Origin of the sequence: Acinetobacter terrae, from assembly GCF_013004375.1 — a bacterium.
Lineage (GTDB): Bacteria > Pseudomonadota > Gammaproteobacteria > Pseudomonadales > Moraxellaceae > Acinetobacter > Acinetobacter terrae.
In genome coordinates, this window is sequence record NZ_JABERI010000009.1 from 199,231 (window position 1) to 219,684 (window position 20,454).

At 39.2% G+C, this 20,454-nt stretch carries 20 protein-coding genes and 1 tRNA gene; 9 read left to right on the forward strand and 12 right to left on the reverse strand.

All coding sequences use genetic code 11. From position 1 onward, the window contains the following. Positions 1-73: 73 nt before the first annotated feature. The 3 genes from exaC (at position 74) to HLH14_RS05760 (ending at position 3,146) form a co-directional block, all read left to right on the forward strand. Positions 74-1,585: an acetaldehyde dehydrogenase ExaC gene (exaC, locus tag HLH14_RS05750; protein WP_067724444.1), complete on the forward strand. Its 1,512-nt coding sequence runs from the start codon at positions 74-76 to the stop codon at positions 1,583-1,585. A gap of 150 nt (positions 1,586-1,735) precedes the next feature. Then, a complete protein-coding gene (locus HLH14_RS05755) occupies positions 1,736-2,455 on the forward strand; it encodes a glutamine amidotransferase (protein WP_067724443.1) in 720 nt (239 codons plus the stop codon). A 58-nt stretch (positions 2,456-2,513) separates the two neighbouring features. Further along, positions 2,514-3,146, forward strand: coding sequence for a LysE family transporter (locus HLH14_RS05760; RefSeq protein WP_067724442.1), 633 nt, complete (start codon positions 2,514-2,516; stop codon positions 3,144-3,146). A 68-nt stretch (positions 3,147-3,214) separates the two neighbouring features. On the opposite strand, the gene HLH14_RS05765 is transcribed toward HLH14_RS05760, so the two are convergent. The 3 genes from HLH14_RS05765 to tkt all read right to left on the reverse strand — a co-directional run bounded on the left by HLH14_RS05765 (position 3,215) and on the right by tkt (position 6,596). Then, a complete protein-coding gene (locus HLH14_RS05765) occupies positions 3,215-3,799 on the reverse strand; it encodes a YceI family protein (protein WP_067724441.1) in 585 nt (194 codons plus the stop codon). 428 nt (positions 3,800-4,227) lie between these two features. After that, positions 4,228-4,443 carry a hypothetical protein gene (locus HLH14_RS05770; RefSeq protein WP_067724440.1) on the reverse strand — a complete coding sequence of 72 codons (216 nt, stop codon included), beginning with the start codon at positions 4,441-4,443 and terminating at the stop codon, positions 4,228-4,230. A gap of 164 nt (positions 4,444-4,607) precedes the next feature. After that, a complete protein-coding gene (gene tkt, locus HLH14_RS05775; RefSeq protein WP_067724439.1) occupies positions 4,608-6,596 on the reverse strand; it encodes a transketolase in 1,989 nt (662 codons plus the stop codon). Between the two features lie 847 nt (positions 6,597-7,443). Here tkt and metK point away from each other — a divergent pair. Further along, complete coding sequence (gene metK, locus HLH14_RS05780) at positions 7,444-8,610, forward strand: methionine adenosyltransferase (RefSeq protein ID WP_067724438.1); 1,167 nt, start codon at positions 7,444-7,446, stop codon at positions 8,608-8,610. 52 nt (positions 8,611-8,662) lie between these two features. Here the strand turns inward: metK and HLH14_RS05785 are convergent, their stop codons facing one another. Then, on the reverse strand, positions 8,663-8,905 hold the full coding sequence (locus tag HLH14_RS05785) for a hypothetical protein (RefSeq protein WP_067724437.1): 243 nt from the start codon (positions 8,903-8,905) through the stop codon (positions 8,663-8,665). A 323-nt stretch (positions 8,906-9,228) separates the two neighbouring features. Here HLH14_RS05785 and HLH14_RS05790 point away from each other — a divergent pair, with 323 nt between their 5' ends. Further along, entirely contained in the window at positions 9,229-9,417 is a 189-nt protein-coding gene (locus HLH14_RS05790) for a hypothetical protein (RefSeq protein WP_067724436.1), read from the forward strand. Here HLH14_RS05790 and HLH14_RS05795 read toward each other — a convergent pair. Together HLH14_RS05795 and HLH14_RS05800 are read right to left on the reverse strand one after the other, a co-directional pair. Beyond that, complete coding sequence (locus tag HLH14_RS05795; RefSeq protein WP_067724435.1) at positions 9,414-10,052, reverse strand: LysE family transporter; 639 nt, start codon at positions 10,050-10,052, stop codon at positions 9,414-9,416. The two genes, HLH14_RS05790 and HLH14_RS05795, sit on opposite strands and share 4 nt — an antisense overlap. Positions 10,053-10,197: 145 nt before the next feature. After that, positions 10,198-10,764 carry an FxsA family protein gene (locus HLH14_RS05800; protein ID WP_067724434.1) on the reverse strand — a complete coding sequence of 189 codons (567 nt, stop codon included), beginning with the start codon at positions 10,762-10,764 and terminating at the stop codon, positions 10,198-10,200. A gap of 122 nt (positions 10,765-10,886) precedes the next feature. Between HLH14_RS05800 and ruvC the strand changes: the two genes are divergently transcribed. Beyond that, positions 10,887-11,429, forward strand: coding sequence for a crossover junction endodeoxyribonuclease RuvC (gene ruvC, locus HLH14_RS05805; protein WP_067724433.1), 543 nt, complete (start codon positions 10,887-10,889; stop codon positions 11,427-11,429). A gap of 9 nt (positions 11,430-11,438) precedes the next feature. Here the strand turns inward: ruvC and HLH14_RS05810 are convergent, their stop codons facing one another. Genes HLH14_RS05810 through HLH14_RS05820 form a run of 3 tightly spaced genes read right to left on the reverse strand, consistent with a single transcriptional unit; the run spans position 11,439 to position 13,550 of the window. Beyond that, on the reverse strand, positions 11,439-11,777 hold the full coding sequence (locus HLH14_RS05810; RefSeq protein ID WP_067724432.1) for a hypothetical protein: 339 nt from the start codon (positions 11,775-11,777) through the stop codon (positions 11,439-11,441). Positions 11,778-11,809: 32 nt separating this feature from the next. Beyond that, positions 11,810-12,085, reverse strand: a complete 276-nt coding sequence (locus HLH14_RS05815) for an acylphosphatase (protein ID WP_067724431.1) — start codon at positions 12,083-12,085, stop codon at positions 11,810-11,812. Next, complete coding sequence (locus tag HLH14_RS05820) at positions 12,078-13,550, reverse strand: NAD(P)H-hydrate dehydratase (protein ID WP_067724430.1); 1,473 nt, start codon at positions 13,548-13,550, stop codon at positions 12,078-12,080. The genes HLH14_RS05815 and HLH14_RS05820 overlap by 8 nt, the downstream gene beginning before the upstream one ends. Positions 13,551-13,573: 23 nt before the next feature. Here HLH14_RS05820 and queG point away from each other — a divergent pair, with 23 nt between their 5' ends. Next, entirely contained in the window at positions 13,574-14,680 is a 1,107-nt protein-coding gene (queG, locus tag HLH14_RS05825) for a tRNA epoxyqueuosine(34) reductase QueG (protein WP_067724429.1), read from the forward strand. 290 nt (positions 14,681-14,970) lie between these two features. After that, on the forward strand, positions 14,971-15,960 hold the full coding sequence (bioB, locus tag HLH14_RS05830; protein ID WP_067724428.1) for a biotin synthase BioB: 990 nt from the start codon (positions 14,971-14,973) through the stop codon (positions 15,958-15,960). Between the two features lie 71 nt (positions 15,961-16,031). Here bioB and HLH14_RS05835 read toward each other — a convergent pair whose 3' ends face one another. From HLH14_RS05835 to HLH14_RS05845, 3 genes are all read right to left on the reverse strand, one after another. Continuing rightward, the gene (locus HLH14_RS05835; RefSeq protein ID WP_067724427.1) at positions 16,032-16,256 is read right to left on the reverse strand and encodes a hypothetical protein; all 225 of its coding nucleotides are present in this window, start codon (positions 16,254-16,256) and stop codon (positions 16,032-16,034) included. 723 nt (positions 16,257-16,979) lie between these two features. Next, entirely contained in the window at positions 16,980-19,184 is a 2,205-nt protein-coding gene (locus tag HLH14_RS05840) for an OsmC domain/YcaO domain-containing protein (protein ID WP_067724426.1), read from the reverse strand. A 547-nt stretch (positions 19,185-19,731) separates the two neighbouring features. Further along, positions 19,732-19,808, reverse strand: a tRNA-Ile gene (locus tag HLH14_RS05845). 476 nt (positions 19,809-20,284) lie between these two features. On the opposite strand from HLH14_RS05845, the gene HLH14_RS15940 reads away from it, so the two are divergent. Further along, a partial coding sequence (locus HLH14_RS15940) for a helix-turn-helix domain-containing protein (protein WP_413228127.1) occupies positions 20,285-20,454 on the forward strand: 170 nt, incomplete at its 3' end.

Consider the following 20,454-nt stretch of genomic DNA (forward strand, 5'->3'; position numbering starts at 1 on the left):
AATGTACAAAAGTACCTTATACCAAAGCTGTAGATGCGGTTAAAAACACTAAAATAAGCAAAGGAAAATTCATATGCGTTACGTCGATCCTAATCAACCTGGTTCAAAAGTTCAGTTTAAAGCCCAGTATGAAAACTTCATTGGTGGACAATGGGTAGCACCCACAAAAGGCGAATACTTTGACAATATTTCTCCTGTCGATGGTAAAGCATTCACCAAAGTTCCCCGCTCGAGTGTTGAAGATATCGAACTTGCACTGGATGCAGCGCATAAAGCCAAAGAACAATGGAACAAATCCTCTCCTACCACCCGTTCCAATATTCTGTTAAAAATTGCAGACCGTTTAGAAGCCAATTTAGAGCTTTTGGCTGTAGCTGAAACCTGGGATAACGGTAAACCGGTACGTGAAACCCTAGCTGCCGATATTCCTTTGGCGATTGACCATTTCCGTTATTTTGCCGGTTGTATCCGTGCACAGGAAGGTGGCATTTCAGAAATTGATGAAGATACCATTGCCTACCATTTCCATGAGCCTTTAGGTGTGGTCGGGCAAATTATTCCCTGGAACTTCCCTATTCTGATGGCGACCTGGAAACTGGCACCAGCTTTGGCTGCGGGTAACTGTATTGTGCTTAAACCGGCAGAACAAACGCCTGTCAGTATTTTGGTGTTGGTTGAACTGATTCAAGACCTGCTGCCTGAAGGCGTATTAAACATTGTCAATGGTTATGGGGTTGAAGTGGGTCGTCCACTTGCAACCAATCCACGTATCGCCAAAATCGCATTTACCGGTTCAACGGCGGTCGGTCAGCAAATTATGCAATATGCAACCGAGAACATTATTCCGGTAACCCTTGAACTGGGTGGTAAATCACCGAATCTTTTCTTTGAAGATGTAATGGCAGAAGATGATGACTTTTTAGATAAAGCACTTGAAGGTTTTGTGATGTTTGCCCTGAATCAGGGGGAAATCTGTACTTGTCCTTCGCGTGCATTGGTTCAAGAAAGCATTGCCGATAAATTTCTGGAGAAAGCGGTTGAGCGTGTTAAACGGATTAAAACCGGTCATCCACTCGATACAGAAACCATGATTGGTGCGCAAGCCTCACAAGAGCAACAAGATAAAATTTTAGGCTGCATCGCCACAGGCCGTGCTGAAGGTGCTGAAATATTGACAGGTGGTGGCGCACGTCATGAAGTGGGGCAAGGTTTCTATATCGAACCGACCATTTTCAAAGGTACCAATGACATGAGAACTTTCCAAGAAGAAATTTTTGGACCTGTACTTGCTGTTGCCACCTTTAAAGACTTTGATGATGCGATCAAAATCGCCAACGACACCATTTACGGTCTAGGTGCCGGTGTCTGGTCGCGTTCCGCACATACTTCTTACCGTGCCGGTCGTGCAATTCAGGCCGGTCGAGTATGGACCAACTGTTACCACATCTACCCTGCACATGCCGCATTCGGCGGTTATAAAAAATCAGGCATCGGGCGTGAAAATCACAAGATGATGCTGGATCATTACCAACAAACCAAAAACCTGTTGGTGAGCTATTCAACCAAACCGATGGGCTTCTTCTAAAAATATCTTGGTATAAAGCATCAAAAAAGCGAACTTCGGTTCGCTTTTTTCTTTATTGCAGCGCATTAAACAAATCATTTGGTTTGAAACCTTCATTTTTCTTCAGATTCGGGCTAAATTTCTCTTATTCCAAATATCTTGAAAAATAGTATGACTACAGCACCTCCAGATTTTCCAGACACCATTTATGCCATTCAACATCTTGCCTTCGAAGACTTAGGTGTCATGGAGGATATATTTTATCAACTCGGCTTTCGGGTACGTTATTTTGAAGCCGGTGTAGATGACTTAAGCAAAGCATTTCAACACCAAGGTTTGACCATTATTTTAGGTGGGCCGATTGGTGTCTATGAAACGGATGACTACCCTTTCTTACAACAAGAAATTGACTTACTAAAAGTTCGTTTAGAAGAAAATTTACCGACCTTGGGTATTTGTTTAGGCGCTCAATTGATTGCGCATGCTTTAGGTGCAAAAGTCTATGCCGGTCATCAAAAGGAAATTGGCTGGAGCAAACTCAGTATTTCCGATACTAAAAACAACCTGCTTTCAGCATTAAGTGATACAGCTGTATTACACTGGCATGGTGATACTTTTGATTTACCTGAACAAGCTGAATTATTGGCAAGCTCTGATGTTTATCCAAACCAGGCTTTTTCAGTAGGCAAAAATATTCTGGCTTTACAATTTCATCTGGAAGTTGCAGCAGAGAGCTTGGAAAAATGGCTCATTGGTCATAGCTGTGAACTGCGTAAAGCTGAAATTAATATTCCTGCTTTACGTGCTGACAATGAAAAATATGCCATGTCATTAGAAACTGTTGCTACAGAAATTTTACGAAACTATATGAAGCAAGTGATGAGAAAATAAACTTTAATTTATGAGTTAATTCATTTATAAGGGTGTCATTCATTTATATAAGTCTCTGATGATGACACCTTTAATCAGTATTGCGGTAATTCATTTCTTTGCGTTGATCAGTCCGGGGCCAGATTTTTTCTTCGTTACTCAAAGTGCAATTCGTCAGTCCAGATCGCACGCCCTCTTTGCTGCCTTAGGTATTTCACTGAGCATTTTAGTCTGGTCCATTTGTGCGATCAGTGGTCTGCATTACCTTTTTCAAAAGATGGCATGGCTGCAGCAGGTGCTGATGATTTTTGGCGGTCTATACCTGCTTTATTTAGGGATACAATTACTGAAATCCGCTTTCAATAAAAATCTGGCGTCTATCTCAAAAAAGCAGAATGAAATTCTACCGCAAAAATCACACACCACACTGTTAGTTCAAGGTTTTCTGACCAATATGGCTAACCCCAAAGCACTCGTCTATTTCAGCAGCGTTTTTTCCATCGCAATTAGTACAAATGTCAGTATTTTCGAGCAAAGTTCCTTGCTAGCGCTGGTTTTTATCGAAAGTCTGATGTGGTTTTCTGCTGTTGCTCTGGTTTTTTCTGTAGCAAAAATTAATCATTATTATCAAAAATTCAGCAAGAAAATTGACGGCATTACCGGCGGTATTTTTATTAGTTTTGGCTGCCTGCTGATCTTAAACCGTGATTAACGCATCTAAAATAATTTAAACAAAAAAAGCACCAATAATGGTGCTTTTTTATTTAGCGCATTTTAGGCTTATTTTTTCGCAGGAACTGAGGCTTCAGTGGTGATATTTACAGTAACCTTATCGCCCACATTTGGAACATAACCGCCAACACCAAAGGCTGAACGGTTAAATGACGTGGTTGCATTGAAACCAACAGTTTGCAATTTAGTCATTGGATGCACGGCTTGTTTATTTAATACAGCATCTAAAACTACAGGTTTAGTCACATCTTTCACGGTTAAATTACCAGTGATTCTGTATTTGTTTTTGCCTAAAGCCTGAACTTTAGTGCTTTTAAAAGTGATGTTCGGATATTTAGCAACATCAAAGAATTCTGCAGTTTGAATATGTTCATCCAATGCTTTTACATTGGTATTGATGCTTGATACTGGAATATTAACATTTACCGATGAGTTTGCTGGCTTTTCATTATCGACGTTAATCGTACCTTGAATGTCAGAAAAGTTCGCAGATGGTGTAGAGAAACCAAAGTGGCTCCACGAGAAAACTGTTGCTGAGTGAGTTGGATCAATTTGGTAAGCAACGGGTTTTGCCAACGATAAAGTTGCAACTGATGCAACCGCCAAACCTAAAGTTATTGCTTTGAAATTCATGTGTTTTTATCTCGCTTTGGAATGGTTGTTAGTTTATAGGTTTCTTATCTTAATTCACTGGTATAGATAAAACGATATGTTGCAAGAATAGAACAATCACTTGGCTTTGCAGAGCAATCCGGTATCAATATAAATACATTAATGTTAATTAATTGATAAATCTAATAAATTATTTTTAATCAACTTTTGTTATTCTATCTCAGTGCCTGATTTACATTATTTTTTAATAATTTTCGAATCATTTAATACAAAAAACACACAGTTTAGGGGCTTTATATGGAAAGTGGATCATGCTGCCCTGCTGACAATGGGCTGACTCGATCTGTTTCACTTTAAAATGATGAACCATCCAAAAGCGATCTAAGATTTTCACTACATCGCTAAAACAATTAAAGCCCCATGTGGGGCTTTTAAAGATGATTAATCTTTTACAACTTTTCAACCAGGACACGATCGACTTGTTTTAAGCCAGTGTGCTTTTCACGGTTTTGGCGACGCACTTTAATCACTTTTTCTTCGTCCAGTTCTTTCAGCATCAATACTACGGCCATCATGCTTTCTAGGGGGAGATCCTGACCGATCCACTTTTGCTCACCTGGTTCCATTAAAGTGATTTCATCACTAATTTGGTTATAAAGGCTCATATTTTCCTCACTTATGCTGAATAAATGCCATCTCAAAATGAATACTCAATGAATGGCATCACTATATACTTATTCGTAAAAACTGCTAGAAGAATATCGTTAAAAATTTATCAAAATAAAAACGCCCCCTATGGGGCGTTTTTAACTGAATTAATCTTTTAAAATTAAGCAGTAATTTCTTTTACAGCAGCAACGACAGCAGCAGTTGTAATACCGAAGTATTGGTATAAGTCTTTTGCAGGTGCAGATTCACCATAAGTCGTCATACCGATCACACGACCATCAAGACCTACAAATTTCCACCAGTAATCCACATGCGCAGCTTCAACAGCTACACGCGCACGGATGTGAGATGGAAGCACCGCTTCACGATAAGCCGCATCTTGTTTAACGAATTCTTCAGCACATGGCATAGAAACAACACGCACACCTTCAAGTTGTGCATACGCTTCCATCGCAAGAGATACTTCAGAACCTGTTGCAATGATGATTGCTTTTAATTCGCCTTTTTCTTCAGCCAATACATAAGCACCTTTGGCAACATCAGCAATTTGAGCATCAGTACGCGTTTGGAATGGCAAGTTTTGACGAGAGAAGATCAATGCTGTTGGACCTTCAGAACGTAAAAGTGCAGATTTCCAAGAAATCGCTGCCTCTACGGTGTCACATGGACGCCAAGTGTTTAAGTTTGGCGTGCCACGTAAAGATGCAATTTGTTCTACAGGTTGATGTGTAGGACCATCCTCACCCAGACCAATTGAGTCATGCGTATAAACGTGAATCACACGTTGTTTCATCAGTGCAGACATACGTACTGCATTACGTGCATATTCCATAAACATCAAGAATGTTGCTACGTAAGGGATGAAACCACCGTGAAGTGCAACACCATTGGCAATTGCAGTCATACCGAACTCACGTACGCCATAGTGTACGTAGTTACCTGCTGGATTGTCCTGTACGCCTTGAGCGCCTTTCCAAAGCGTCAGGTTCGAACCTGCAAGATCCGCAGAACCACCTAAAATTTCAGGAAGTTGTGGAGCAAATGCTTGAATCGCAGCTTGGCTCGCTTTACGCGTCGCAACAGTTTCAGCTTTTGCATTCACTTCAGCAATATAAGCATCTGCATTTGCAACGAAGTCAGCAGGTAAATCACCTGAGATACGACGTTTAAGCTCAGCAGCTTCAGTTGGGTATTTAGCAGCATAGGCAGCAAATACTTCATTCCAGGCAGCTTCAGATTTAGCCCCTTTGTCTTTTGCATCCCAAGCAGCATATAGGTCTGCAGGAATAACAAAGGCTTCTTCTTTCCAGCCTAAGGCTTCACGGGTTAAAGCAATTTCGTCATTACCTAACGGCGCACCGTGGCAATCTTCTTTACCTTGTTTATTTGGTGAACCTAAACCAATCACTGTTTTACAGATGATTAGAGTTGGTTTAGCAGTTTCAGCTTTTGCATCTAAAGTTGCTTGACGGATTGCATCAGAATCATGCCCATCAACTTTAATCACTTGCCAGCCATACGCATGGAAACGTTGTTCTGTATCGTCAGAGAACCAGCCTTCAACTTCACCATCAATTGAAATGCCGTTATCGTCATAGTAAGCAATCAACTTACCCAGACCTAAAGTACCTGCCAATGAACATGCTTCGTGTGAAACACCTTCCATTAAGCAACCATCACCGAGGAAACAGTAAGTGAAATGGTCAACCACTTTAATGTCGTCTTTGTTGAATTGTGCTGCTAACGTTTTTTCAGCTAAAGCAAAACCAACTGCATTGGCGATACCCTGACCGAGTGGACCAGTTGTTGTTTCGATACCTGGTGCATAACCCAATTCAGGGTGACCTGGTGTTTTAGAATGTAATTGACGGAATTGTTGAAGATCCGCAATTGAAAGGTCATAACCGGTTAAATGTAATAATGCATATTGAAGCATTGAGCCATGGCCATTCGACAATACGAAACGGTCACGGTTGGCCCATTGTGGATTTGTTGGGTTATGATTTAAAAATTCGCGCCATACTACATCAGCGATATCTGCCATCCCCATTGGAGCACCTGGATGTCCTGAATTTGCTTTTTGCACAGCATCCATTGCCAATACACGAATTGCGTTTGCAATACGACGTTCATTAAGCGGGGTTGTCATAGGTCAGAGTCCAACTAAATCGTTTAAAGAAGATGATGAATAGGAAAATTCAAAGCTGGCTATATTGTCTTAAAAAAACAGCAAGGGGTAAAGCCTAATAGTCAACATTTCACTATTTATTCGTGACCAGACATATTTAAATGCAGGCAGAGTTCAATTTCACATCGCTTTTAAGTATTTAGCGGTTAAGTAAAAACCGTGATTTATTTAATTTAAAACTCATAAATAATATTTTAACGATAAGTCAGCTTAATTTATTTAGTCAGAACATGATGCAAACATTTCACTTATCCAAGGAATCTTTTTTTTATTGACCTATGAATGGATGAATTTCCATCACATGATGGTGTCAGTAAAGTTTTATTAAATAAAATTGATCAATTAACAGCCAGTAGACACGAAAGTTGAATAAAATTCATCTTTGGAAATATTTAATGAAAAATATAATTATTTTAAATTGATATTTTGTGACTTTTTTTATAGCTTATATAAGATTGATAGACTGATCTAAAAACAATGATTCAACACAATTTATTTGAATTAATAGTTTGATAATGATCATTATTTTTACATAAAAACTCTAACATTCAATCTTATCAATAATATTTTTATCCTCAATCAATACACTTTGACTCACTGACTAAATATATGCGCTATAAAAATTTTCATATCGAAAATTCACACTTTAAAGCCGAATTTCTTCTGCTTATCAGTTTTTTAGATGCATATATCAATTAAAAAGTCGTGAAATTGAAATAATTTCAGTCATTTTGGTCGTGTAGAACTAGTCCAAAAGTCTAACTCGATGTAACATATCGGGTCTTTAAAATTAACTGTGATAGGACTTATGCGCGAGTACGCTGTATTTACCTCGGAATCTGTAAGCGAAGGCCATCCGGATAAAATGGCTGACCAAATCAGTGACGCTATTTTGGATGCAATATTAACAGAAGACCCATATGCACGGGTTGCTTGTGAAACGCTTGTAAAAACGGGTGCCGTAGTACTTGCCGGTGAAATCACAACAACTGCAAATGTTGACTTCGAAGCAATTGTACGTCAAACCGTAAATGGAATTGGTTATCACCATTCTGACCTTGGTTTTGATGGTTCAACCTGTGCTGTCATCAACATGATTGGTAAACAGTCTCCTGAAATTGCTCAAGGTGTTGACCGTCAAAAACCTGAAGATCAAGGTGCGGGCGACCAAGGTTTAATGTTTGGTTATGCAAGCCGTGAAACTGATGTCTTGATGCCTGCTCCTATTTCTTATGCACATCGCTTAATGGAAAAACAGGCTGAACTACGCCGTAATGGCCGTTTACCTTGGTTACGTCCAGATGCGAAAAGTCAGGTGACTTTTGCATATGAAAATGGCATGCCTGTTCGTTTAGACGCAGTTGTATTGTCTACCCAACACGATCCTGAAATTTCACAAGCAAACCTTAAAGAAGCTGTGATTGAAGAAATCGTGAAGAAAGTGATTCCTGCTGAAATGTTCCATGCAGACACCAAATTCCACATCAACCCAACTGGGATGTTTGTGATTGGTGGTCCTGTAGGTGACTGTGGTTTAACCGGCCGTAAAATCATTGTAGATACTTACGGTGGTATGGCACGTCATGGTGGCGGTGCTTTCTCTGGTAAAGATCCATCTAAAGTTGACCGTTCTGCTGCTTATGCAGGTCGTTATGTAGCGAAAAATATTGTTGCTGCTGGTCTTGCTGATAAATGTGAAATTCAGGTGTCTTATGCAATTGGTGTTGCAGAGCCAACTTCAATTTCAATCAATACCTTCAATACAGCAAAAGTATCTGAAGAATTGATCATTCAATTGGTTCGTGAACACTTCGACTTACGTCCATACGGCATTACCCGCATGCTAGACCTGATTCAACCGATGTATAAGCAAACTGCTGCTTATGGTCATTTTGGTCGTGAAGGTTCAGACACTGCATTTACTTGGGAAAAAACGGATAAAGTGGAAGCGCTTAAAGCCTCTGCCGGACTGTAATTTTTTCATAAAAAAGCCCACATCTGTGGGCTTTTTTTTACGTAAAAAATCATTATTTCGTTTTTCCTCCCTGTTTTAGAATTTCTAATAATGAAATTTGCACAGGCGTTTCTTGATGATCCTGTAAATAGACATGAACGATTTTAAAGATGATGACTGCTGCCAGGCAGCTTAAAACACAAAAAATCCAGAAACCATACGGGCTTTTAATATTATGTGAACCGCAATTTGTGCATTCTTTATGAGTCGAATCAACGACTTGATCACAACAAGCACAATGATATTGATATAGCATAGCTATGCTCCTACATTACGCACATTCTTGTTTTTATATTTCCACCATATTGTTTGATGGAGGGTAATATCAATAAGATCTTATGTGAGTCTTTCGCTAGATACAAGGCTATTTATCAATAACTAAAATTGACCAAAATATAAATCTTTTTCATTATTTATTTAATCTATTTGTTTTTAATAAAAAATATCTTTTCTTATTAAAAATAAATGACATTCTTTGTAACAAAGATGGAATCAGTCAAAAATTAAATTGGTGCGTTTAAGATCCACATCACGCTCATGTTTTTAGTTAAAATAGTAGGCAATAATCTGGAGTGTATGATGGTTCAACTGATTAAAAAGGGTGGCTTACGTGAACGTGCCAACCGTAGCCGCAGCTACAAAGGTTCAGAAAATACTGAAACAACCTTAAAACCCAATCGCTATTCTCAAGGCGAAAAAAATGAGGAAGTAAGTACTGCCACTCCCCCATCTACGCCACTCACGGATGATTCCGTCAAAAAAGACTAAAACATCGCTAATGCATCAACCGCTAACCAGATTGCAAAAATCAGGAATAATCCCCCGGAAATAATATCGATATAACTCCCTGAACGCTGATAAGCACCTTTGATTTTTGGCATCGACATGATCAGCATGAACAATACAAAAACCAAAAAGGTTTGCAGAGGAATAATCACTGCGAGTTGGGTTTTTAAATGGGTCGATGCGGATGAACTTAAAGCTAAAGAAAAGACGCTACTAAAATAAATCAGAGTCTTAGGATTGGATAAATTGGTAAACAATCCCAATAAAAAATGGTTTTTAGCATCAGGTGCAGTGTGTTGTTGAGCATCATCCAGATTTGTTTCTTGCTTCAGGGTTTTTAAACCACCATTCAACATTGCCCACCCCATGCGAGCCAAAAACAATCCACCAATCAACATTAAAACTTGTTGTATCCATGGAAATTGCTCAATCAGCACAGTAAATCCGAGTAGGGTCAGTACCACCCAAACCACTATACCGACTGAAATACCGAAAATAATTTTTAAAGTGTTGGCCCTTGAAGTTGATGCTGAACTTTTAGCAATCAGTAAAACATCCGGCCCGGGGCTAAGCTGTGCAACAAAATGCAGTGCACAAATGGTCAAAAGCAATGACATAGAAATAGAGGAGATTTTAAAAAAACGTATTATATCGTTTGTTCAATTTTTTGCATGCCTTAGCCCGACTTTAAATACAAATATAGAAGCCATAAAAAAGCCGAATCATCAGGATTCGGCTTTAAAAAAATATAGATCAATAAACTTATTTATTCACATCTTTCATTTCAATTTTTTTCGCATCTGGCATTACTTCACGTGCTTCGCCATCAATAATGCTAGAATCATGATGCGGTGCACCACCTTGCTGTTGCATCTCTTGCATTTGACGCATGATATCCGCAAATGGGTTTTGACCTTGGGCACCTGCATCGCCCATGCCTCCCATATTCCCCATGCCTCCCATCATTTTTTCCATCATGGCCTGTTGACGTTTCATCATGGTTTTCATTGCCACAGCTTTCAAAGCTTGTTGTACTGGTGGAATGAGTATTAACAGTGCAAGTACATCAGTGATTAAGCCTGGAATCAGTAACAACAAACCCGCAATAATTTTAGGTAAATTATTGCTTAGACTTGGGTCCATGGCCATTTGACCTTGTTTCATTTGTTGCAGACCAGACGCATGGGTACGGATCATATTGATCCCGATGAAAAATGCAGCAACAAACCAGAAAAATACGTACCACATGCTGCCGACGAGGTCACCCACGCCAATCCAGACAAAGACTTCAAGGATTAAGCCAGCCAAAACAATAAGAAATAATTTCATAAAAATTAATCAAATCTCAATAAAATAAATAGGGTGCAATATTCAAGTGCTTAATCACGATCAAGCTTTTTTGATACGCTTATGTAACAATATGGGCATTATTCTATTTTTAAAGTCTTTATATGTCATTAATTATTGGTATCGATCCGGGTTCACGCATGACAGGCTACGGTATTATCGAAAAAGATGGGCAAAAATTGACTTTTGTAGATGCAGGAACCATTCGTACCGAAACCCCGGAAATGCCGGAACGCTTAAAACGAATTTTTGCAGGTGTGGAACGTATTGTTAAATTTCATGGTCCTACCGAAGCGGCAGTCGAACAAGTCTTTATGGCACAAAATCCCGACTCTGCGCTAAAATTGGGTCAAGCTCGTGGCGCTGCCATTGCTGCGTTGGTGAACCTAGATTTACAAGTGGCGGAATATACAGCACGACAAATTAAGCAATCCGTGGTGGGTTATGGGGCGGCAGATAAAGAACAAGTTCAGATGATGGTCATGCGTATTTTAAATTTAAGCATTAAGCCGCAACAAGATGCTGCCGATGCCTTGGCTGCTGCGATTTGCCATGCCCACGCTTCAGGCAGTATGAGTAAAATGGCAGTACTCAATGCTCTAGGTGGTATGGCACGTGGACGTAGCCGTACCGTTAGAAGAAGATAAGTAGAATATTTAAAGATACTGCGCGAAATCTTTACGCATTTCACCAATCGAGGGTTGCTTGGGATAAGTAAAAGTAACTCTCCGGCCGAAATTTCTTATATTCTTTTTCTGATTGGGATCAATCCGGATCAAAACCAGTTCATCCGGTTCATTGCGATGATTAATTTCGCAAATCATAATGGTTTGATTCCTTTCAATGACTTTATATTTCATGAATTCTTTTTGTACGATATCCTTAAATGAGGTATTGCCTGAGCGACTTGAACTCGAACCACCACGTTGTGTGTAAATCACCATAATAATGCAAATTGCGATCACAATCGCCACAACCAGATATTTGTCCATCATTCCCCTCTTATATTTTTTTATCCAAGTCCTATTTATCGCAACATTTTAAATGCAATAAAATCCTGTGCTTGATCAAATTCGATTTGAATAATCTTTGAAACTTCGGCATGTGATGGGCCAATATAACTACGTTCTATTATTGTATGGAGCTGATATTCCGTACCAACAATGACTGCCTCAACTTCACCGCTATCCAGATTTTTTACATAGCCTTTAAGTTCTAATTCTAGAGCATGCTGTTCAAACCAGCGTCGGTAGCCCACACCTTGTACTTTGCCATGAATGATTAATTTGATCGCTTTATTCATCATGACTTCCATTAACCACATGATAAATTGCTTCATTCATATGATGAGCCTGCACACCACGCATCCCTTTTTTTGCCAACCAGTCGCCGGCCAAAGCATGTAAAGTGACGATTTCATGCAGATGAATTTGCCCGGAAAATTGTGCTTTCAAACTGGCCACCATGCCTGCCAACACATCACCCATGCCGCCCGTTCCCATCCCTGCATTGCCGGCGGTACAAATCCACAGCTGATCTTCTAAAATCAAACTGCCTGCACCTTTGAGCACCCACTGCCCTGCGTACTTTTCTTGGAGTTGATGAATCGCTGCAACTCGGTCATTTTCAATATCTTTCACAGAACAATTTAGAAGTTTTGCCGCTTCACCTGGATGCGGTGTCGCGTAAGAATCTAGTTTTAATAATTCAGGATGCTCAGCTAAGAACCATAAAGCGTCGGCATCGAGCACCACATGTAAATGTTCAGCTGTGTTGAGCTTAGGGAACCATTTGAAATACTGTTGTTCTGACCAAGTATCACGTCCCAAGCCCATACCAAAGCTGACCGCATCGACATGATCTAATAATTGCTGAATTTCTGCTTTGGTCAAGGCATTGATATCACGCAGCATAATATTCGGCGAACGTGCCAAAATCGCTGTGTGATGTTTTTCATGGCAGACAATCGTGACTTTCCCCGCACCTGCACTATAGGCAGATTCGGCTGCCATCATTACCGCACCGCCCATATCCGCATGTCCACCGACAATGAGTACATGACCATAGCTGCCCTTATTCCCAAAAGCTTTTCGTTGTGGAAGTGAAATCGTCGTTGCTGAAAGTTGAGCGCTTGGATTTAAATCTTCATCTATAGGAATCAGGGAAATGACATCAACCTGTCCTGAAAATTCTTTCCCTTGTCCGGTAAATAGCCCGGTTTTTAAACCTAAAGCCGAATAGGTGTAATCGGCTTTGATCGCACACGGTAATGGCTGACCAGTATTGGCCTGTAAACCACTTGGAACATCAATGGCAATTTTTAAACCAGATTGCGCATTAATGCTTTGAATAATCTGCTGCCAATCTGGATTAAGTTCACGATTTAAACCAATGCCAAATAAAGCATCGATATAACAGTCATATTGTTTTGGAAATTCAAAACCTGAATGAATTTTTATTTCTGCCGCTACAGCTTCTTGATAAGCCGTATGTAAATCTTTTGAAGATCCTAATTCAGCTGCATAAATCTCGACATTAAAATCGGCTTGTTTTAAATATTTAGCCGTTAAATATCCATCACCTGCATTATTGCCTTGCCCACAACACACCGCAATTTTTTTTATTTGCTGTTGCTGAAAAATGGGAAGTAAGCGCTGCGCAACCATCCAAGCGACTTGCTGCATTAACGCATAAGAACTGTTTTGCTTGGCAAACCAGCGTTGCTCCCATGCTTGAATACTTTGGCTATGATAAACTGGCTGACGCATTGTTCTTCTCTTCTTGTTAAATTATGGCAACATCCACACCATCACAGAAAATACCTTTAGATCAAACTGATCCTGAAGCGCTAAAAGCGTGGATTAAAGCTCAAGCTTTGCAATTAGGCTTCAGTGATTGTGTCATTGCCAAACCAGATGCTCAAGAAGAATTGCCACGTTTTAAAGAATATTTAAAGCGCGGTTATCATGGCGACATGAAGTTTCTGGAAGAAAATTTAGAAAAACGCGCTGATCCAACTTTGCTGGTTCCCGGCACCAAAAGCATTATTTGCGTACGAATGAACTATCTGGTGGAAACGCCTAAACCACGTTATGTACCAGATGAGCCTAATGCAGCCATCATTGCGCGTTATGCCCGTGGTCGTGATTACCATAAAACCATGCGCGGTCGTTTAAAAACTTTAGCCAGCATCATTCGTGAAAAAGTGGGTGATTTTGAATCCCGTCCTTTTGCTGACTCTGCACCGGTATTTGAAAAATCTTTGGCAGAAAATGCCGGTATGGGCTGGACGGGCAAACATACCCTGCTTATTCAAAAAAAATCAGGTTCCTTCTTTGTTTTGGGCGAACTGTTTACCTCACTGGATTTGCCTTTTGACTCCCCTGCAACCAAGCATTGCGGCTCTTGCACAGCCTGTATCGACATTTGCCCCACCCAAGCCATTGTTGAACCGTATATGCTCGATGCGCGTAAATGCATTGCTTATTTGACCATTGAATATAAAGGCATCATTGCTGAAGAATTACGTCGTGGTATTGGGAATCGGGTTTTTGGCTGTGATGATTGTCAACTGATTTGTCCTTGGAATAGTTTTGCCAAGAAAGCCACGATTGAAGACTTTAATCCACGACATGGTTTGGATCAGATCAATTTACTGGATTTATGGCACTGGGATGAAGCGACCTTTTTAACCAAGACTGAAGGCAGTCCAATACGACGTACCGGTTATCAAAGCTTTATGCGAAATATTGCGATTGGTTTGGGAAATGCACCATTTTCTCATGAAATTATTGAAACTTTAAAGCAAACACGTGATTCGCATGATGAGATTGTGCAAGTCCATATTGATTGGGCAATTCAGGAACAAGTGACTAAATCTAATGAAGGACTTAACTGATTGTAAGATATTTTCTTAAATTTCACTTTTCTAGATATGCGCAAAGTTTCAGTCTTATAAAAAAATTAGCATCCAGTTCAATGCAAACTAAAAAATATTATAAAAAACTTTGCAACTATATTTACAGCAATTCAAGTTATTTTGTAACTAAATATACAATCTTATAATTATCAAATTCATTTCAAATTAATCGATAGATACCATCAAATTTGGCTTTTTATGCCTTTTGATTTCACATAAATTAGGTATGATAAAAAATAATAAATAATGATGATTATGGATTTTCACCAATGAATGTACGTAATGACTGGACACGTGACGAAATTCAGGCTTTATATAATCAGCCTTTTTTGGATTTAGTTTTTGAAGCACAGCGCATTCATCGTGAACACTTTGATCCGAATACCATCCAAGTCAGCACATTGCTTTCAATAAAAACAGGTAAATGCCCTGAAGATTGTAAATATTGTTCACAGTCAGCGCGTTATGATTCAAAACTTGAAGCTGAAAAACGTATTGCTGTCGATAAAGTGATTCAAGAAGCCAAAGAAGCGCTTGCTTCAGGTTCTTCACGTTTCTGTATGGGGGCAGCTTGGCGTAATCCACATGAACGCGATATGCCTTATGTATTAGAAATGGTCAGCGAAGTTAAAGCACTCGGCTTGGAAACCTGTATGACTTTAGGCATGCTCAATCAATCGCAAGCTGAACGCCTGAGTGAAGCAGGTTTAGACTATTACAACCATAACCTCGACACCTCTCGTGAATATTATCCCAATGTGATTACCACACGCTCTTATGATGATCGTTTAAATACTTTGGATCATGTCCGTCAAGCAGGGATGAAAGTCTGTAGTGGTGGGATTGTTGGCTTAGGTGAAAACAGTAAAGATCGGATTGGTCTTTTGTACGAACTCGCAACGTTACCAATTCATCCTGAATCTGTACCTATCAACATGCTAGTCCCGATTGAAGGTACTCCTCTTGCAGATGTAGAAAAACTTGATATAACCGAATGGATTCGCACCATTGCTGTAGCACGTATTATTATGCCAAAGAGCTATATTCGTCTCTCTGCAGGTCGCGAGTCTTTGTCTGATGCCGATCAAGCCTTGGCCTTCATGGCGGGTGCAAACTCATTGTTCTCGGGTGAAAAGCTTTTGACTACCCCCAATGCGGGTGAAGGTAAAGACAAACAGTTATTTGATAAGTTAGGCTTGGTAGCAGAAAAAGCCAAACCAAGTATTAAAGAATTATCAGTAGATGCCATGACGAGTTAAATGACTCATTCTAATCTTTGATAAAAAAGCCCTGATTGGGCTTTTTTCTTCGGAAAATTTATTCTGCGACATTACTCTGCAAAATTATGTGCAGTAATTAAAATGCCATAACTCGCATTCAGATAATCTCCTACCCGAATAATGTCCATACCATTGGCATGATGCACCGCCAATTCTTGAGCAATCGCATCATAAGTGAACGAATCAAAACTGTCTTGATGATGACACAACCAGGTTAATGTATCTTCCAGATGCTCATCCACAATGTAAGTTTTTGCTTTAAAATCTTTGTTCATTGGCCTTAGCCTTGCCTAAGTAAAAAGTTTTACTTATCAATTATTACTAATTTTGCGCTGAAAACAAAGAAGTGAGCATAAAGCCCACTTCTTTATTATAAATAGAATTCAATTAGAGCGGCTTATCTCCACACTTTCTGCATTCCTTATAATGTTCCCCAATTTCTTCCATGTGCTCATATTCATAAACATGTAAACAAAATAATTTCATAAGCAATTGAAGCATTTTCTAAACTCCTTTTTGATTGTTTTTAAAATTCAGTTTTTTTAAAAATAAATTTCATCCTGAAATCATAATGTGATTAAAAAAACACCACCCCTATTTATTACCACATTTTCTGGATAATTCAAATAACTTAGCAACAATTTTTAGAGCAAATTACAAAAATAAAGCTAGAATTAATACTCTTTTTAAATAATGACTTACTTTTAATACTCGGTTAAATAAGGTCATTAAAAAATCCGATAAACAAAAAGACTTATGAGGTTTAATATCTGGCTGGCCAACACAGGCAAGAAGTATTTTCTACCTCATTGAATTTAAAAAAATTATATGGATAAATACAAAAAATAAGCCGAATGATTTGAGTCATTCGGCTTATTGCTGATACACAGATGCTTAGAATAGAAAATAGAATAGCACTTCTTAAATGCATTTCATTTTATATCAACAACATAGGAGCAACTCGGTAATATTTGTAATTACTCCCGCCTGCATAATTTCTATTTTGATACAGCTACAAACTTCTTGCGTGCTGCATGGAGCTTTTTATAGCTGTCGATCAGACGTAAATGACGATCTAAACCTTCCAGTTTGATACTGGTTTCAGTTAAACCATGGAAGCGGATACTGCCATCCATAGAACCAATCACGGCATCCATCCGTTCATCACCGAACATACGACGGAAATTAGTTTCATAATCATCTAAATCCATATCGTCATCGAGTTCAACTTCCAGAACGACATTTAAGCATTGGTAGAATAAACCGCGTTCAACCGTATTAGTATTGTATTGCAGGAATTGTTCAACTAAGTCTTTCGCTTCTTCAAATTGCTGTAAGGCAATATAAATAAGGAGCTTAAGTTCCAGAATAGTGAGCTGACCCCAAACGGTATTATCATCAAATTCAACACCAATTAAAGTCACGATATCGGTGTAATCATCAGATTCACACTCTTCTAAACGCTCAACCAAGGCTTCTAGCTGTTCATCATCCAAACGATGGATATTTAAAATGTCTTCGCGGAACTGAAGTGCTTTATTGGTATTGTCCCAAATCAGATCTTCAACCAGATAAATTTCCGAATAACCTGGCACCAAGATACGGCAAGCAGTTGCATCTAAATGCTGATACACCGCCATATACACTTCCTTGCCCATTTCTTCGAGAATGCCGAACATGGTTGCCGCTTCTTCCACATTGGCATCTTTACCCTCAGAAGTAAAATCCCATTCAACAAATTCATAATCAGATTTTGAGCTAAAGAAACGCCAAGACACCAGACCGCTTGAGTCAATAAAGTGTTCTACGAAGTTATTCGGTTCAGTGACGGCATTACTGCTAAAGGTTGGTTTTGGTAAATCATTGAGACCTTCAAAACTACGACCTTGTAATAGCTCAGTCAGGCTGCGTTCTAAAGCTACTTCTAATTTTGGATGTGCACCAAAAGAGGCAAATACACCACCAGTACGTGGATTCATCAAGGTCACGCACATCACTGGGAATTGACCGCCCAATGAGGCATCTTTTACAAGGACAGGGAAACCTTGCTCTTCCAGTCCTTTAATGCCTGCAACAATGCCTGGATATTTCGCCAATACATCTTCCGGCACATCGGGAAGTGCAATCTCGCCTTCTAAAATTTCACGTTTCACCGCACGTTCAAAAATTTCAGACAAACACTGTACTTGTGCTTCGGCCAAAGTATTACCGGCACTCATACCGTTACTCAAGTACAAGTTTTCAATCAGGTTTGATGGGAAATAAACCACTTCATTATCGGACTGACGCACGAATGGCAATGAACAGATTCCACGCTCGGTATTGCCTGAGTTAGTGTCGTACAAATGCGTACCGAGGAGTTCATCTTCAGGATTGTAAATCTCTAAAGTATATTCATCCAAAATTTCTTTTGGTAACTCACCTTGTGGACCCGGCTTAAACCATTTTTCATCTGGATAATGTACAAATTCAGCATTGGCAATGTCTTCACCCCAAAACTGATCGTTGTAGAAGAAGTTACAGTTGAGACGCTCAATGAATTCACCGAGTGCCGAAGCCAACGCACTTTCTTTGGTTGAACCCTTCCCGTTAGTAAAGCACATTGGTGATTGCGCATCACGAACATGTAAAGACCACACGTTCGGTACGATGTTACGCCATGAAGCGATTTCAATCTTCATGCCAAGACCAGCCAAAATGCCCGACATATTGGCAATGGTTTCTTCTAATGGCAGATCTTTACCGGGAATAAAGGTACTACTTTCAGATGCTAAACTTGGCATCAACAAAGCTTGGGCATCAGCATCAATGCTTTCTACTTCTTCGATGATAAATTCAGGACCCGTTTGGATCACTTTTTTAACCGTACAACGGTCAATTGAACGCAAAATACCTTGACGGTCTTTTTCTGAAATGTCCGCAGGTAATTCCACCTGAATTTTAAAAATTTGTTTGTAGCGGTTTTCTGGATCTACAATGTTGTTTTGCGACAGACGAATATTATCGGTCGGAATATCACGCGCTGCACAATACACCTTTACAAAGTAGGCAGCACATAAAGCAGAAGATGCAAGAAAATAATCGAATGGCCCTGGTGCTGAACCATCACCTTTATAACGAATTGGTTGGTCGGCAATTACCGTAAAATCATCGAACTTGGCTTCTTGTCGAAGGTTGTCGAGATAATTGACCTTGATTTCCATGCTGGCACCTAACTATTCTTATGTGCCACTATGGACCCATAAGATTCTAAATATTGAAACATAAGCCGAATCACGGAAAAGAAATTGACTTAAAAAAGAGAGTAACTCGCATCATTCGTTTGGTGACATACCGAACGACTAACACTTGTAATGATGGGCGATATTATAGAGTGATTTGGTTAGATTGATAACTTTTGTCTGTCTTTGCAGACTATTTATAAAAAATACTTAAAATAAGAATCACTTAGACAAAGATTTCGATTAGCTCATAACGCTGTTCACTTACCTCCATTATTTTTAAATCGATATTGCCAAGATTTAGCACCTTTTGGAGTGATTCGCATATAAAGACCTTCGTACATTAGATTCACGGTATTCTTTATCTTTTGGTTTTAATGCCGTATATACGGCATCAGTCATTAATTTTTTGAAATTATTGAGATATATAAACTGGATTATAGTACGTGTACCCAAGCAACAAAAAACCCTTAATTCGAATAGAATTAAGGGTTTAGATTTCATATAACAATAATAGGAGTAAAAAATTTGGTGGGCCCAGACAGACTTGAACTGTCGACCAACGGATTATGAGTCCGCTGCTCTAACCAACTGAGCTATAGGCCCTTATAAGCTGAAACTGTTATATATCAACAAGTTCAAGCGAGGCAATACTAACGAAGATTTTTTCAAAAAACAAGCGTTTTTGCTTTCACTTGCACAGTAACACAACAATTGTTTTTATCACTTATTTTATGACTTGTATTTTTCATAAATTCTTAATTCATCGCTAAAATTAAAAGTAGATATTTTTTCTATTTTAGAAATACATTCATTCAATAAAACCACATTCACTATCACATAAGAAGCTTGAATGCTGAACAATACAACATGATAAAATGATGACTTAATTATACTTATAAGGTCTTAATTAATAGACCTCTTTCATAAATCAAAAAATGATCTTCTTTTTGGTTAATATTTGCACTCCGGATTTCTTAGCATTCGTGCATAATCTGCGGATGAAATACATCGATTCAAACAAGCTTTCTGATCCTCAGTTCAAGCGATACACTGGCATCTCATGGTCAACCTTCTATTTAATGGTTGAGCAATTGAAAATACATGTCCCTGCCAAAGGCAGACCGCCCAAGTTAAGCCTAGAGGATCAGGTTCTGCTCTGTCTGAGCTATTGGCGGGAATACCGAACCTTATTTCACGTTGCGACGAGTTACGGGGTTTCAGAGCCCACAGCCTCAAGAATTGTCCGTCA

Coding starts and splice junctions, on each gene's coding strand:
- exaC (WP_067724444.1), top strand. CDS start 74: ATGCGTTACGTCGATCCTAATCAACCTGGTTCAAAAGTTCAGTTTAAA.
- HLH14_RS05755 (WP_067724443.1), top strand. CDS start 1,736: ATGACTACAGCACCTCCAGATTTTCCAGACACCATTTATGCCATTCAA.
- HLH14_RS05760 (WP_067724442.1), top strand. CDS start 2,514: ATGATGACACCTTTAATCAGTATTGCGGTAATTCATTTCTTTGCGTTG.
- HLH14_RS05765 (WP_067724441.1), bottom strand. CDS start 3,799: ATGAATTTCAAAGCAATAACTTTAGGTTTGGCGGTTGCATCAGTTGCA.
- HLH14_RS05770 (WP_067724440.1), bottom strand. CDS start 4,443: ATGAGCCTTTATAACCAAATTAGTGATGAAATCACTTTAATGGAACCA.
- tkt (WP_067724439.1), bottom strand. CDS start 6,596: ATGACAACCCCGCTTAATGAACGTCGTATTGCAAACGCAATTCGTGTA.
- metK (WP_067724438.1), top strand. CDS start 7,444: ATGCGCGAGTACGCTGTATTTACCTCGGAATCTGTAAGCGAAGGCCAT.
- HLH14_RS05785 (WP_067724437.1), bottom strand. CDS start 8,905: ATGCTATATCAATATCATTGTGCTTGTTGTGATCAAGTCGTTGATTCG.
- HLH14_RS05790 (WP_067724436.1), top strand. CDS start 9,229: ATGGTTCAACTGATTAAAAAGGGTGGCTTACGTGAACGTGCCAACCGT.
- HLH14_RS05795 (WP_067724435.1), bottom strand. CDS start 10,052: ATGTCATTGCTTTTGACCATTTGTGCACTGCATTTTGTTGCACAGCTT.
- HLH14_RS05800 (WP_067724434.1), bottom strand. CDS start 10,764: ATGAAATTATTTCTTATTGTTTTGGCTGGCTTAATCCTTGAAGTCTTT.
- ruvC (WP_067724433.1), top strand. CDS start 10,887: ATGTCATTAATTATTGGTATCGATCCGGGTTCACGCATGACAGGCTAC.
- HLH14_RS05810 (WP_067724432.1), bottom strand. CDS start 11,777: ATGATGGACAAATATCTGGTTGTGGCGATTGTGATCGCAATTTGCATT.
- HLH14_RS05815 (WP_067724431.1), bottom strand. CDS start 12,085: ATGAATAAAGCGATCAAATTAATCATTCATGGCAAAGTACAAGGTGTG.
- HLH14_RS05820 (WP_067724430.1), bottom strand. CDS start 13,550: ATGCGTCAGCCAGTTTATCATAGCCAAAGTATTCAAGCATGGGAGCAA.
- queG (WP_067724429.1), top strand. CDS start 13,574: ATGGCAACATCCACACCATCACAGAAAATACCTTTAGATCAAACTGAT.
- bioB (WP_067724428.1), top strand. CDS start 14,971: ATGAATGTACGTAATGACTGGACACGTGACGAAATTCAGGCTTTATAT.
- HLH14_RS05835 (WP_067724427.1), bottom strand. CDS start 16,256: ATGAACAAAGATTTTAAAGCAAAAACTTACATTGTGGATGAGCATCTG.
- HLH14_RS05840 (WP_067724426.1), bottom strand. CDS start 19,184: ATGGAAATCAAGGTCAATTATCTCGACAACCTTCGACAAGAAGCCAAG.